General features: G+C 68.0%; 13 protein-coding genes. 11 read left to right on the forward strand and 2 right to left on the reverse strand.

The window, feature by feature from the left end; genetic code table 11:
- Positions 1-10: 10 nt before the first annotated feature.
- The 7 genes from rpoZ to era all read left to right on the forward strand — a co-directional run bounded on the left by rpoZ (position 11) and on the right by era (position 6,788).
- Positions 11-403 carry a DNA-directed RNA polymerase subunit omega gene (gene rpoZ, locus BVIR_RS03955; RefSeq protein WP_055036527.1) on the forward strand — a complete coding sequence of 131 codons (393 nt, stop codon included), beginning with the start codon at positions 11-13 and terminating at the stop codon, positions 401-403.
- A gap of 139 nt (positions 404-542) precedes the next feature.
- Positions 543-2,762 (forward strand): RelA/SpoT family protein, encoded by a 2,220-nt coding sequence (locus tag BVIR_RS03960; protein WP_055036528.1) that lies wholly within the window; start codon positions 543-545, stop codon positions 2,760-2,762.
- Positions 2,763-3,161: 399 nt separating this feature from the next.
- Positions 3,162-3,923 (forward strand): pyridoxine 5'-phosphate synthase, encoded by a 762-nt coding sequence (locus BVIR_RS03965; protein ID WP_055038666.1) that lies wholly within the window; start codon positions 3,162-3,164, stop codon positions 3,921-3,923.
- Positions 3,920-4,333, forward strand: coding sequence for a holo-ACP synthase (acpS, locus tag BVIR_RS03970; RefSeq protein WP_055036529.1), 414 nt, complete (start codon positions 3,920-3,922; stop codon positions 4,331-4,333). The genes BVIR_RS03965 and acpS overlap by 4 nt, the downstream gene beginning before the upstream one ends.
- 67 nt (positions 4,334-4,400) lie before the next feature.
- On the forward strand, positions 4,401-5,153 hold the full coding sequence (gene lepB / locus BVIR_RS03975) for a signal peptidase I (protein ID WP_055036530.1): 753 nt from the start codon (positions 4,401-4,403) through the stop codon (positions 5,151-5,153).
- A complete protein-coding gene (rnc, locus tag BVIR_RS03980) occupies positions 5,150-5,863 on the forward strand; it encodes a ribonuclease III (protein ID WP_055036531.1) in 714 nt (237 codons plus the stop codon). The genes lepB and rnc overlap by 4 nt, the downstream gene beginning before the upstream one ends.
- Before the next feature lie 7 nt (positions 5,864-5,870).
- Positions 5,871-6,788, forward strand: a complete 918-nt coding sequence (gene era, locus BVIR_RS03985) for a GTPase Era (RefSeq protein WP_055038667.1) — start codon at positions 5,871-5,873, stop codon at positions 6,786-6,788.
- A gap of 98 nt (positions 6,789-6,886) precedes the next feature.
- Here the strand turns inward: era and BVIR_RS03990 are convergent, their stop codons facing one another.
- Positions 6,887-7,921, reverse strand: a complete 1,035-nt coding sequence (locus tag BVIR_RS03990; RefSeq protein ID WP_055036532.1) for a cytochrome-c peroxidase — start codon at positions 7,919-7,921, stop codon at positions 6,887-6,889.
- Between the two features lie 258 nt (positions 7,922-8,179).
- Between BVIR_RS03990 and recO the strand changes: the two genes are divergently transcribed.
- From recO to BVIR_RS04005, 3 genes are all read left to right on the forward strand, one after another.
- Positions 8,180-8,899 carry a DNA repair protein RecO gene (gene recO / locus BVIR_RS03995; protein WP_055036533.1) on the forward strand — a complete coding sequence of 240 codons (720 nt, stop codon included), beginning with the start codon at positions 8,180-8,182 and terminating at the stop codon, positions 8,897-8,899.
- 186 nt (positions 8,900-9,085) lie between these two features.
- Positions 9,086-9,550 (forward strand): DUF2269 family protein, encoded by a 465-nt coding sequence (locus tag BVIR_RS04000; protein WP_055036534.1) that lies wholly within the window; start codon positions 9,086-9,088, stop codon positions 9,548-9,550.
- Positions 9,551-9,618: 68 nt separating this feature from the next.
- The gene (locus BVIR_RS04005; protein WP_055036535.1) at positions 9,619-9,879 is read left to right on the forward strand and encodes a hypothetical protein; all 261 of its coding nucleotides are present in this window, start codon (positions 9,619-9,621) and stop codon (positions 9,877-9,879) included.
- Positions 9,880-9,962: 83 nt separating this feature from the next.
- Here BVIR_RS04005 and BVIR_RS04010 read toward each other — a convergent pair whose 3' ends face one another.
- Positions 9,963-10,778 carry a UPF0149 family protein gene (locus BVIR_RS04010; RefSeq protein WP_169788576.1) on the reverse strand — a complete coding sequence of 272 codons (816 nt, stop codon included), beginning with the start codon at positions 10,776-10,778 and terminating at the stop codon, positions 9,963-9,965.
- 362 nt (positions 10,779-11,140) lie between these two features.
- On the opposite strand from BVIR_RS04010, the gene BVIR_RS04015 reads away from it, so the two are divergent.
- Positions 11,141-13,573 carry a PAS domain S-box protein gene (locus tag BVIR_RS04015; protein ID WP_169788577.1) on the forward strand — a complete coding sequence of 811 codons (2,433 nt, stop codon included), beginning with the start codon at positions 11,141-11,143 and terminating at the stop codon, positions 13,571-13,573.
- The last annotated feature ends 51 nt before the right edge of the window (positions 13,574-13,624 follow it).

Here is a 13,624-nt window from a genome sequence, read left to right on the forward strand (position 1 = left end):
GTGACGACCGATGGCTCGCGTCACCGTCGAGGACTGCATCGACAAGGTCGAGAACCGCTTCGAGCTGGTCCTGCTCGCAAGCCACCGCGCCCGCATGGTTTCCGCCGGCGCCCCCATCCTGGTCGATCGTGACAACGACAAGAATCCGGTGGTGGCGCTGCGCGAGATCGCTGACGAGCAGATCACGCCGGCGGATCTGAAGGAAGAGCTGATCCACTCGCTGCAGAAGTTCACCGAGGTCGACGAGCCCGAGTCCGAAGCGGTGCCGCTGATCGCGGGGTCGGGCGGCGAGGAGTCCGACGACAGCGACATCGCCATGGACCGCATGACCGAGGAAGAGCTGCTGCGCGGCCTGGAAGGGCTCGTCCCGCCGCAGAACAACGACGACGACGAGCGGGAGTGACGAGGCCATCTTCCCGCCGGCAGCGGTCGAAGCCACGGCGCCATGCCCGGAACCTCCGCGGTATCGCGCCGGGCGACGTTGTGCCGGTCGGGATTTGGTCTCTCGGGTCTAAGGGTGTTTCGCATCGGGGTGTTCGTCCATGATGCGGCAGTACGAGCTCGTCGAGCGCGTTCGTCGATACAATACCGATACCAACGAAGCGCTGCTCAACCGCGCCTACGTCTACGCCATGAAGGCGCACGGGACGCAGAAGCGCGCCTCGGGCGATCCCTATTTCTCGCACCCTCTGGAAGTCGCGGCGATCCTCACCGGCCTTCGCGTCGACGATGCCACCATCGTTGCCGCGCTGCTGCACGATACCATTGAGGACACCGCGACCACCCGCGGCGAGATCGACGAGCTGTTCGGCCCTGACATCGGCTCGCTGGTCGAGGGCCTGACCAAGATCAAGAAGCTCGACCTGGTGTCCAAGCAGGCGGCCCAGGCGGAGAACCTGCGCAAGCTGCTGCTCGCCATCGCCGAGGACGTCCGTGTCCTGCTGGTCAAGTTGGCCGACCGGCTGCACAACATGCGCACGCTGCGCTACGTGCCGGACGCCAAGCGCAATCGCGTTGCCGAGGAGACGCTGGAGATTTACGCGCCGCTGGCGGCCCGCATGGGCATGCAGTCGGTGCGTGAGGAACTGGAGGAGCTGGCGTTCCGCCAGCTGTCGCCGGACGCCTGTCACACCATCGTGTCCCGCCTCGAAGCCTCGCGCGAGCGTCATACCAAGGCGATCGCCGACATCGAGCAGCAGCTGACCAAGAAGCTCGCCGACAACGGCATCACCGCCGAGGTCACCGGGCGCGAGAAGCGGCCCTATTCGATCTGGCGCAAGATGGAGCGCAAGACCATCGGCTTCGAACAACTGTCGGACCTGATCGGCTTCCGCGTCATCGTCGACGAACTTGCCGAGTGCTACCGCACGCTCGGCATCGTCCACACCACCTGGCCGATGGTGCCGGGCCGCTTCAAGGACTACATCTCGACGCCGAAGCAGAACGGCTACCGGTCGCTGCACACCACTGTGGTCGGGCCCGGCCGCCAGCGCGTCGAGCTGCAGATCCGCACCAGGCAGATGCAGGAAATCGCCGAATACGGCATCGCCGCGCATGCCCTCTACAAGGACGGCACCAACGCCTACGAGCGCCTGTCCACCGACTCGCAGGCCTATGGCTGGCTGCGCCGCACCATCGAGCTGCTTGCCGAGGGCGACAGCCCGGAGGAATTCCTCGAGCACACCAAGCTCGAGCTGTTCCACGACCAAGTGTTCTGCTTCACGCCCAAGGGCCGGCTGATCGCGCTGCCGCGGCGGGCGACCCCGATCGACTTCGCCTACGCCGTCCACACCGACGTCGGCGACACCGCAGTCGGCTGCAAGATCGACGGCAAGATCGCGCCGATGGTGACGGAGCTGCAGAACGGCTCGGAGGTCGAGATCATCACCTCGGCGGGGTCGCGGCCGCCGGCGGCATGGGAGTCGCTGGTGATCACCGGCAAGGCGCGGGCCGCCATCCGTCGCGCGACACGCGCGGCGATTCGCGCCCAGTATGCCGGGCTCGGCCGCAAGCTGGTCGAGCGCGCGTTCGAGCGCGCCGCCAAGCCGTTCGAGGAGCCGCGCCTTGTCGCCTCGCTGCATCGCCTCGCCCGCACCTCGCTGGAGGACGCGCTGGCCGCGGTCGGCCGCGGCGAGGTTCGCGCCAACGACGTGGTGAAGGCGGTCTATCCCGACTGGACCGAGGATGTCAGCGCGCCGCAGCAGCAGCGCCGCCAGCCGGCGGCGACCGAGGCCGGCTGGTTCGCGCTGTCGCGGGCGCGGAGCCTCAAGTTCAAAGTTCCGGGTGCCGAGGCGGTGTCGCCGGTCGGTCCGGCGATTCCGATCCGCGGCATCAACGGCGACCTGCCGGTGCGCTTCGCCCCCGAGTGCGGCGCGGTGCCGGGCGACCGCATCGTCGGCATCCTGACGCCGGGGGAGGGCATCACCATCTACCCGATCCAGTCGCCGGCGCTGAAGGCGTTCGACGACGAGCCGGAACGCTGGCTCGACGTGCGCTGGGACATCGACAGCGACGACCAGCAACGGTTTCCGGCGCGGCTGAAGCTGACCTCGCTCAACGAGCCCGGCTCGCTGGCGCAGATCGCCCAGGTGATCGGCGAGCGCGACGGCAACATCGACAATGTCCGGATGTCGCGCCGCTCGCCGGATTTCACCGAGGTCACCATCGATATCGAGGTCCACGACCTCAAGCACCTCAATGCCATCATCGCCGACCTGCGCACCAAATCGGTGGTGTCGTCGGTCGAGCGCTACAATGGCTGAGTTGATCCACTTGGCGTCGTCCCGGGCGAGGCTTCAGCCGAGATCCGGGACCGTCCGCAGGGAAGGGCAGCTTTTCCTGATGGCGATCCCGGGTCGCGGGCCTTCGGCCCTTGCCCGGGACGACAGGAAACGTCTGGCGTCGCCCCGGCCGAGCGCAGTAGCGCGACCCGGGGTGACGATCTCTCCCTTGTCGTCCCGGGCGAGGCTTCAGCCGAGATCCGGGACCGTCCGCAGGGAAGGGCACCTCTTCCTGACGGCGATCCCGGGTCGCGGGCCTTCGGCCCTTGCCCGGGACGACAGGAAACGTCTGGCGTTGCCCCGGGCGAGCGCAGTTGCGCGACCCGGGATGACGAGGGGACGAGATCGTCGCCGCAACCGTATGAGTTATTGGAGGACGTCGTGCCAGTTCCGCCGCTTCGCCTCGGCGTCAATATCGACCACGTCGCAACGCTGCGGAATGCCCGCGGCGGCGCCCACCCCGACCCGGTGCGGGCGGCCCACGCCGTGCTGGCGGCTGGCGCCGACGGCATCACCTTCCACCTGCGCGAGGATCGCCGTCACATCCGCGATGACGACGTCCGTCGCCTCAAGGCCGAGATCGCCGCGCCGCTCAATTTCGAGATGGCGGCGACGGCGGAGATGATGGCGATCGCGCTTGCCACCCGGCCGCATTCCTGCTGCCTGGTGCCGGAGCGGCGCGAGGAGCGCACCACCGAGGGCGGGCTCGACGTCGAGGCCGCCCGCGCGGCGCTCGCGCCCTATGTCGGCCGTCTGGTCGAGGCCGGCATCCAGGTGTCGCTGTTCATCGCCCCCGACCCGGTGCAGATCGCGGCGGCGGCGGCGGTGGGCGCGCCGGCGATCGAGTTCCACACCGGCCACTGGGCCGACTTCGTCACCGCCGGGCAAACCGTGGAGGCCGAGGCGGAGTTCGCCCGCATCATCGCCGGCGCCCGGCAGGCCCATGCGCTCGGCATCGAGGTCCATGCCGGCCACGGCCTCGACTGCGCCACCTCCGAGACCATCGCCGCCGTTGCCGAGATCGTCGAGCTCAACACCGGCCATTTCATCATCGGCGAGGCGGTGTTCGAGGGGCTTGCCGCGGTCATCGGCGCCATGCGCGCGGCGATGGAACGCGGCCGCAGCCGGGCGGTGACGGCATGATTCTCGGCCTTGGCTCCGACCTGATCGACATCCGCCGCGTCGAGAAGACGCTGGAGCGCCACGGCGAGCGCTTCATCGCGCGGGTTTTCACTGCCGTTGAGCGTACCGCAGCGGAACGCCGGGTCGGCCCGGCGGCCACCTATGCCAAGCGCTTCGCCGCCAAGGAGGCCTGCGCCAAGGCGCTTGGCACCGGCATCCGGGCCGGGGTGTTCTGGCGCGACATGGGGGTGGTCAACCTGCCGGGCGGCCGGCCCACCCTCAAGCTGACCGGTGGCGCCGCAGCCCGCCTCGCGGCGATGACGCCGCCGGGCTACGAGGCCCGCATCGACCTGACACTGACCGACGACTATCCGCTGGCCAGTGCCGTCGTCATCATTTCGGCGGTTCCGCTCCCAACCGCCGGCGCTTGATTGCGTCACCGGCCGTCCTGAGGCTATACGAGCCCTCGGGACGCGACCGGCGTCGAGAACCAGGATCATGAACGTGTCGACCGAAACCACCAAAAAGGGCGGTATTGGCGAGGCTCTGCGCGTCCTCGTGCAGGCGCTGCTGATCGCGCTCGTCATCCGGACGGTCCTGTTCCAGCCCTTCAACATCCCGTCGGGATCAATGAAGGAGACGCTGCTGATCGGCGACTACCTGTTCGTGTCGAAATTCAGCTACGGCTACAGCCGGTTTTCGATCCCGTTCTCGCCCAAACTGTTCTCCGGGCGGATTTTCGCCAGCGAGCCGCAGCGCGGCGATGTGGCGGTGTTCCGCAATCCGAAGCAGGACGACGCCGATTTCATCAAGCGGGTCATCGGCTTGCCGGGCGACCGCATCCAGATGGTCGACGGCGTGCTGCATATCAACGGCGAGCCGGTGAAGCGTGAGCGCATCGACGACTTCCTGGGCGAGGACGCCGAGGGTCGCCGCGTTCCGGTCGCGCGCTATCGCGAGACGCTGCCGAACGGCGTCACCCACACCACGCTCGACATGGTCGAGAACGGCTTCTACGACAACACCAAGGTTTATGTCGTTCCGGCCGGCCACTATTTCATGATGGGCGACAACCGCGACAACTCCACCGATTCGCGGGTGGAGAGCGCGGTGGGGCCGGTGCCGTTCGAGAATCTGATCGGCCGGGCCGAGGTCATCTTCTTCTCGATCGAAGAGGGCAAGTCGGCCTGGGCGATCTGGGAGTGGCCGTGGTCGGTCCGCTGGAGCCGGGTGTTCAAGCTGGTGCGATGAGTCGAAAGCGCGACAATCTTGGACAGTTCGAAACCAGCATCGGTTATGTCTTTGCCGACCGTTCGCTGTTGGAGCTAGCGCTGACCCATGTCAGCGCCGCCAGCGGCGTGCGGGCCAGGCTCGACAGTTATCAGCGGCTCGAATTCCTGGGCGACCATGTGCTGGGCCTTGCGGTGTCGGCGATGCTCTATCGCGCCTTCCCCGACGCCGAGGAGGGCGAGCTGTCGCAACGCCTCGCCGATCTGGTGCGCAAGGAGGCCTGCGCCGAGGTGGCGCTGGCTTGGCAGGTCGGCCCCCACATCCGGCTCGGCCCCGGCGAGATCCAGACCGGCGGCCGGCGCAAGGCGGCGATTCTCGCCAACATCTGCGAATCGGTAATCGGCGCGGTGTTTATCGATGGCGGCTACGGCCCGGCCGAGCAGTTCATCGAGCAGCACTGGTCCGGGCGGATGCTGAAGCCGGTCAATCCGGTGCGCGACGCAAAGTCCGCGTTGCAGGAATGGGCGCAGGCGCGCGGCCTGCCGCCGCCGGTCTACCGGGTGACCGACCGGGTCGGACCCGATCACTCACCGCGATTTACCATCCAGGTCGAACTGCCGGGCCTGCCGACCGTTGAGAGCGGCGGCCGCAGCAAACGCCTCGCCGAGCAGTCCGCCGCCGAGGAATTCCTGATCCGGCAGGGCGTGATCCGGGCGCCATCCGATGCATGAGGACGTGATGCCTGAAACACTGCCCGTCGCGCGCCGCTGCGGCTTCATCGCGCTGATCGGTGCGCCCAACGCCGGCAAATCGACGCTGGTCAACGCCTTGGTCGGCGCCAAGGTCGTGATCGTCACCCACAAGGTGCAGACCACGCGGGCGCTGGTGCGCGGCATCGCCCTCGAGGGCGATGCCCAGCTGGTGTTGATCGATACCCCCGGCATCTTCCCGCCCAAGCGGCGGCTCGACCGCGCCATGGTCTCCACCGCCTGGAGCGGCGCTGCCGATGCCGACATGGTCTGCCTGCTCATCGACGCCCGCCGCGGCGTCGATGAGGAGATCGAGGCGATCCTCGGCAAGCTGAAGCAAGTCAGCCATTCGCTGGTGCTGGTGCTGACCAAGGTCGACGTCGTCGCCGACAAGCCCCGGCTGCTGGAACTGGCGGCGGACCTCAACGTCCGCCTGCCGTTCGAGGCCACCTTCATGGTGTCCGGCGCCACCGGCAGCGGCGTCGACGAACTGCGGAGCTGGCTGGCGCAGCGCGTCCCCGCGGGGCCGTGGCATTACCCCGAGGATCAGGTGTCCGACGCGCCGCTGCGCAGCCTGGCCGCCGAAATCACCCGCGAGAAGCTGACGCTCCGGCTCCACGAGGAACTGCCCTACCAGTCGACGGTCGAGACCACCTCCTGGCAGACCCGAAGCGACGGCTCGGTGCGGATCGAGCAGACCGTCTTCGTCGAGCGCGAGAGCCAGCGGAAGATCGTGCTCGGCAAGGGCGGCGAGGCCATCAAGGCGATTTCGATGGCCGCGCGCAAGGAGATCGCCGAGGCGGTCGACGCCAAGGTGCACCTGTTCCTGTTCGTCAAGGTGCGCGAGGGCTGGGGCAACGACCCCGAGCGCTATCGCGAGATGGGGCTGGAGTTCCCGCGGGAGTGAGCACCTCGCCACCCCGGACGGCGTTTTCGTCGTCCCGGCCAAGCAGACTCAGCCGCTTGCCCGGGATGACTGGTGCGGAGCTCAAGCCCAAAGCCTCCTCACTTCGGCAGGGGCGTCTTGGTGGTGCTGACCGGCAGGATTGGCAACTCGACCCGCGGCTGCTCGCCGGTGAGTGAGCAGAGGAAGGCGGTGATTGCCTCGATCTCCGGATCGTTGAGCTTGGTGCCGAGCTGGCTGGTGGCCATGATCGCCACCGCCTGTTTCAGGTCCCACACCTTGCCGGAATGGAAATAGGGGGCGGTGAGGGCGATGTTGCGCAGCGGCCCGGCGCGAAACACGTAGTCGGCATCGGCGGTCTTGGTCACCTCGAACCGGCCGCGGTCCTTGGCCGGCAGGATGTCGGCACCCGGCTTCTCCACCACGCCGAACGGGTAGTACGCCTCGCCGCCGACATTGACGCCGCTGTGGCAGGCGACGCAGCCCTTGTCGACGAACAGGCGGAGCCCGGTCTTCTCGGTGGCGTCAAGCGCGTCGAGCTTGCCTTCAAGGAACTGGTCGAACCGCGAAGCCGGGGTGATCAGGGTGGCCTCGAACGCCTCGATGGCGCGGGCGAGGTTGTCGAAGGTCACCGGCTGGGCCTCATTGGGGAAGGCCGATTTGAACTTGGCGACGTAGGTCGGGATGCTGAGCAGCGTCTCCTCGACCACCTTGGGCGTATTGTTCATCTCGACGCCGGCCTGGATCGGCCCCTTGGCCTGGGTCTTGAGATCGCTGGCGCGGCCGTCCCAGAACTGGGCGATGTTGAACACTGCGTTGAGCACGGTCGGGGCGTTGCGCGGCCCCTTGGCCCAACCATGGCCGATCGAAGTCTCCAAGTTGTCGTCGCCGCCCATCGACATATTGTGGCAGGTGTTGCAACTGATCAGATGAGACGCCGACAAGCGCGGATCGAAGAACAGCATTTTGCCGAGCTCGACCTTGTCGTGAGTCACCGCATTGTCCTTGACGGCGGGGACGAGCGAGGGGATCGGCTTGAAGTGGGACTTGGCATCCTTCATCAGCGATTGGTCGTCGGCCGCGACCGGTATGGTGATCCAGGCGAAAATTGCGGTCGCCAGCAGTACGGATTTCATGACTCCCCCCGTGAGCTTGGGTCGCTTGATGCGAACGAGTATTAGAATAACTTAAAAGAAAGCGCAGGCTTTGCGTTGGATCAAGCGCGGCGCTCCGTAGCGTCCCTGATTGGGCGGGTGGCGAGCGGATATTTCGGCAGGCAGGTGCCGTTTTGGTCTCTCGCCGACTTTTGCCGGTGCCCGGGCGGCCGGGGTGGCCTTGGATGACATCGCGCGGCAGCAGATGTCGCTGGCCGGTCATCCGGGGTATGAAACGCCATGGATTGGACCGACGTCGGCCTCGTCATCGGCGCCCGCACCCACGGGGAAACCAGCGTCATCCTGGAACTGATGACGCTGGCCCATGGCCGCCATCTCGGCATGGTGCGCGGCGGCCGCTCGCGAAGGTTCGCTGCGGTGCTCCAGCCCGGCAACACCGTGCAGGCGACGTGGCGGGCCCGGCTCGACGAGCATCTCGGCACCTACACGGTGGAACCGCAGGTGCAGCGCGCCGCGACATTGATCGCGACGCCAGCGGCGACGTTCGGCCTGCAGCACGTTGCTGCTCTGCTGCGGCTGTTGCCGGAGCGCGATCCGCACCCCGACCTCCATGCCGCCGCCGAACGGGTGGTCGGCCAACTGACCGAGCCGATGCTGGCGGCGGCGCTGCTGGTGCGGTTCGAACTCGGCGTTCTGGCCGACCTCGGCTTCGGCCTCGACCTCGACGCCTGTGCCATGACCGGGGTCCGCACCGACTTGAGCTATGTTTCGCCCAAGACCGGTCGGGCCGCCTCGCGGACCGCGGGCGCGCCGTGGGCCGACAAGCTCCTGGTGCTGCCGGCCTTCCTCACTGGAACGGCGGAGATGCCGACCGCCGCCGACATCGCCGCAGGCTTCGCCCTGACCGGCTATTTTTTTGCCCGCCGCGTTTACGAGCCGCGGGGCCTGGCGGTGCCGCACGAGCGGGAGGCATTCCTGCGCGCGCTCGCACTGGTCTGAGGGACAGCGCCTATGGCCGGAGCACTGCCGCGGGGCCACATTCCAGCGGAGCCTTCACGGCAATTGCGCAGGGTGGCGAGATGGTCTGAGTGTCCCGACGATCTGCGAGGCGGGTTCCGGGAGGTCTTTTCGTAATCCCGGAGACGGACCGTCCATCTCCCGAATGTCGAGCGACCGGAACCGTTCATGCTCTATGACGCCTTCAAAACCCTGCACATTTTCGGGATCATCGCTCTGGTCGGCAATGTCGGCGTTACCGCCTTCTGGAAGGTGTTCGCCAACCGCACCGGCAATCCCCAGGTCATCGCCTTCAGCCAGCGCCTCGTCACCATCACCGATTTCGTGTTCACCGCCGGCGGCATCGTGCTGGTCTATCTCGGCGGGTTCGGCGCGGCGTGGGCCAGCGGCCTCGACCCGTTCAAGGGCTGGCTGCTGTGGGGCCAGATCCTGTTCTTGGTGTCGGGCGGCATCTGGATCGCGGTGCTGGTCCCCGCCCAAATCCGCATGGCGAAACTGGCGCAGCGCTTCGCCGCCGGCGGCGACATCCCCGATGCCTACTGGCGGGACAACCGGCGTTGGCTGGTGTGGGGCGTGGTTAGCGTCTGCCCGCTGCTGGTCGGCATCTGGGTGATGGTCGCCAAACCACTTTGACGCAGCAGAGCATCGGAACGCCCGGCCAAGACCGGCGTTGGCTGGTGAAGAAATGCGGGAGCTTTCCCATGTCGTTTCACCGTTTGATCATGTTTCTGATCTTTCTCACGGCACAGGCCATGGTGTTCGGCCTGGGAACGGCTGTCGTCGTGATTACGCCGTCCTTGATGGAGAACGGCAACGTCTGGCTGCCGGTGGTGAATGTGTCGTCGTTCGTGATCGCGGCGGTGGCGGCGTGGCTGATCACGCCAGTCGTTCGTGCACGCTACGCCGCCAAGCGGCGCGTGGCGGTGCTGGCCGAGACGACGCGGCCCGATCGGGCGGCGTGATCGAACGCGGCGTGTCGGATCGGACGGCTGTGCGATGGCGCGGCGGCGCCCTGGAGACGGACGCCGCGCTTCGACCTCACGGCTCAGTTGCTGCCGCAGCACTTCTTGAATTTCTTGCCCGAGCCGCACGGGCAGGGATCGTTACGGCCGATCTTGATGCTCGGGGACGGCGGTTGCGGCGGCGGAGCGGTGTTGTCCTTGAACAGTTCAGCCTCGAGCGTCTTGAGGTCGTCGTCGTCGAGATCGTCCCAATCGAGGTCGTCGAGGTCGAGATCGTCCAGGTCGTCGAGATCGTCCAGTTCGTCGAGGTCATCGAGACTGCCCAGCCGCCAGGCGTTCAACACCAGCACCAGCAGCGGGATGATGCTGGGCGCCATCGCGGTCAGTTCGAAAGCCTTGTCGTCGGATAGGCCGCTGTCGCCGCGGTTGACCGCGCCGAGCACGGTGAGGAAGGCGAGAGCTTCAGACGCCTTGTTGTCCTCGGTGGCGAGTTTGCTCCAGCTTTCGGCGTGGATTGCCAGGCCGCGCTCGAAGCCCTCGACCCAGACGCCCCACACGATGTCGTCCTGGCCCTCGTCGATGTCGAACACCGGCGTGTAGTCCTCCGCGCGGTTGCGCAGGATGTCGTCGAGGCGGTCGCGGTGCTGGACCATGAGCGCGGCGATGCGCGCGGCGTTGCTGTCGTCCTTGAATCCGGGTGCGACGCCGTCCTCGCCGCCGCTCCACACCGCCGGCAGCCAGCTCTCGCTCGCGATCGGCTCGGGATTGAGCGCGATGGCGGTCAGGAAGCCGTCGAGCTCGCTCAGCAGCATGACGTCGGCGCCAGAGTCGAGCGCCGTCAACTCGTCCTCGAGCTGGGCCAAATAGGACGGCAGGTCGGAGGTGGGGAGCTCGGTCATCGGCAGCACTCCAGATCGGGAAGGCGTCATCCCGCCTCGCGCCGGTCGCGCGAACCATAGCCAACCACGCGAAATCTGCCCAGCCGGTCGGTAACGCCGGCGGCCGGACCGGCTCACGCCGGCCCGACCGTTTTGATCGCGGGCAATACAGGCGCGCGGTGCGCTGCAACATGGCGCTGGCCAGGCCGGGCCGATCGCGGCACGTTACCGGCCAAGTTGACGCTTGGGCCGGCAAGTCGACACGCCGCCGAATACGTGGAGACCACGGACGACGGTCAAGGCCAACTTCGCCCGTGCATTTGACATGCAATGTCTGTTACTGTCAGATGCTGGCGTCGTTGCACAGCGTAGGCATAACCTTGATGCCGAGAGTCGACGTCACCAGTTGGCACAGTCCCGCCGGCGACCACGTGATGGCGGGGCCGATCCAGGCGTTCGATTGGGCATCGACCCCGCTCGGGCCAGTCGAGTCCTGGCCTTCGCGCCTTCGCTGTCTGGTTTCCCTTCTGCTCGAGACCTGTCAGCCGGCCATGATCGGCTGGGGTCCCGACCTGATCGCGATCTATAACGACGCCTTCGTGCCGCTGCTCGGCGACCACCATCCCGACGCGCTCGGCCAGCCGTGGTCGGCGGCGTGGGCGGCCGCCTGGGGCGATGCGTTCGTGCGCCATCGTCCGCTGGTCGCGGCGGCGATGGCCGGCGACGCCCGGCAACTCCTCGACCAGCCGCTGTCGGCGCCGGGCCAGCCGGAGCGCTGGTACAGCTTCGCCTGGACGCCGCTGCGCGACGACACCGGCGCCGTCGTCGGCGTCTATTGCACCGCAACCGACACCACGGAGACGGTCGAGGCGAAGGCGGCGCTGCGGGCCAGCCAGGACCAGCTTGCCCGCGAGGTGGCGGCGCTGTCGCGGCTGAGCGAGGCCAGCTCGCGGCTGTGGCGGACCTCGACGTTGCGCGAGGGGCTGGACGAGATGCTCGGCGCTGCCATCGACCTGCTCGGCGCCGACAAGGGCACCGTGCGATTGCTGGACAGCTCGCGCAGCGTGCTGACGCTGGCGGCGCAGCGTGGCTTCGATCCGGCGTTCGTCGCCCGTTTCCAGGACGTGCGGCTGGAGGACGACGCCATCGGCCGCGCGCTGCACGCCGGCAAGCGCATCGTGATCGAGGACGTCGCGACCGGCCCCGACTTTGCCGCCTACCTGTCGTTTGCCGCCGGTGTCCGCGCGGTGCAGACCACGCCCTTGATCAGCCGCGACGGCAAGCTGCTGGGCGTGCTGTCGACCCATTTTCGCACCGTCTATCGGCCGGCCGAGCAGGACCTGAAGCGGCTCGATCTCTACGCCCGCCAGGCGGCGGGGTTCATCGCCCGCGTCCGCACCGACGATGCGCTGCGCGCGAGCGAGGAGCGGTTGCGCGCCATCGTCGACACTGCGGTCGACGCCATCATCGTTATCGACGAGCGCGGCGCCATCCAGTCGATCAACCCGGCGGGCGGGCGCATCTTCGGCTACGAGCCCGACGAGCTGATCGGCCGCAACATATCGGTGCTGATGACCGAGACCGACCGCTCGGGGCACGATGGCTTCCTGCGCAGCTACCTCAACACCGGCAAGGCCAAGATCATCGGCATCGGCCGCGAGGTGGAGACGCGCCGCAAGGATGGCTCGGTGTTCCCCTCAGACCTCGCCATCGCCGAGTGGCGCCACGCCGGCAAGCGCTATTTCACCGGCACCATTCGCGACATCACCGAGCGCAAGCGCCACGATGACCAGATCAAGCTGCTGCTGCGCGAGGTGAACCACCGCGCCAAGAACATGCTGGCCCTGGTGCAGGCGATCGCGCGGCAGACGGTGGCGACCGGGCCGCAGGATTTCGTCAAGCGGTTCGAGGAACGCATCTACGCCCTGGCCGCCGGCCAGGATCTGCTGGTCAAGACCGAGTGGAAGGGCGCCGACCTCGACCGGCTGGTGCGCTCCCAACTGGCGCATTTCGCCGATCTGATCGACGATCGCATCACGCTGGCCGGCGGGCCGCTGTTCATCTCGGCCCTGGCCGCCCAGGCCATCGGCATGGCGCTGCACGAACTTGCCACCAACGCCGGCAAGTACGGCGCGCTGTCGGCCGACGGCCGGGTCGAGATCGCCTGGCGGCTGGAGCAGGCGGGCGGCGACAGCGCGTTCGTGATGAGCTGGCGCGAGCATGGCGGGCCGCCGGTGTCGCCGCCGCGGCAAACCGGGTTCGGCACCACGGTGATGGGGCGGATGGCGGAGCTCAGCCTCGCCGGCCACGTCGAGCTGAGCTATCCGCCCGAGGGGCTGGTGTGGCGGCTGCGCTGCCCGGCGGGCAAGCTGCTGGAGGGCGGGCGGCCCGGTGCCAGTGCCGGCGCGGGCGCTGCGGCGCGGGCCGGCGAGGCCACCGGCGCGCGACCGCGGGTGCTGGTGGTCGAGGACGATGCGCTCATCGCTCTGGAGATTGCCGAGGCGCTCACCGAGGCCGGGTTCGATGTGGTCGGGCCGGCGATGGCGGTCGGGCCGGCGCTGGAGCTGATGGAAACGATCGGCTGCGATGCCGCGGTGCTCGACATCAATCTCGGCAGCGAGACCTCCGAGCCGATCGCGCACGGCCTGCAGCGCAGCGGCAAGCGGTTCGTCACGCTGTCGGGCTCTGCGCGCGAGCAGCACCCGGTGGCGTTCCGCGGCGTGCCGGCGCTGGCCAAGCCGCTGCGGCCGCAGGCACTGGTGGCGGAGCTCCGGCGGATGATCGCCACTGGCGAGATCGGCACGCGGCGTCCGTAGGGCTGCGCCACGGCAGGCGCCCGCGCCATCCCCGCCGCGGTCGTCCCCAGT

It is taken from the genome of Blastochloris viridis (assembly GCF_001402875.1).
GTDB lineage: Bacteria > Pseudomonadota > Alphaproteobacteria > Rhizobiales > Xanthobacteraceae > Blastochloris > Blastochloris viridis.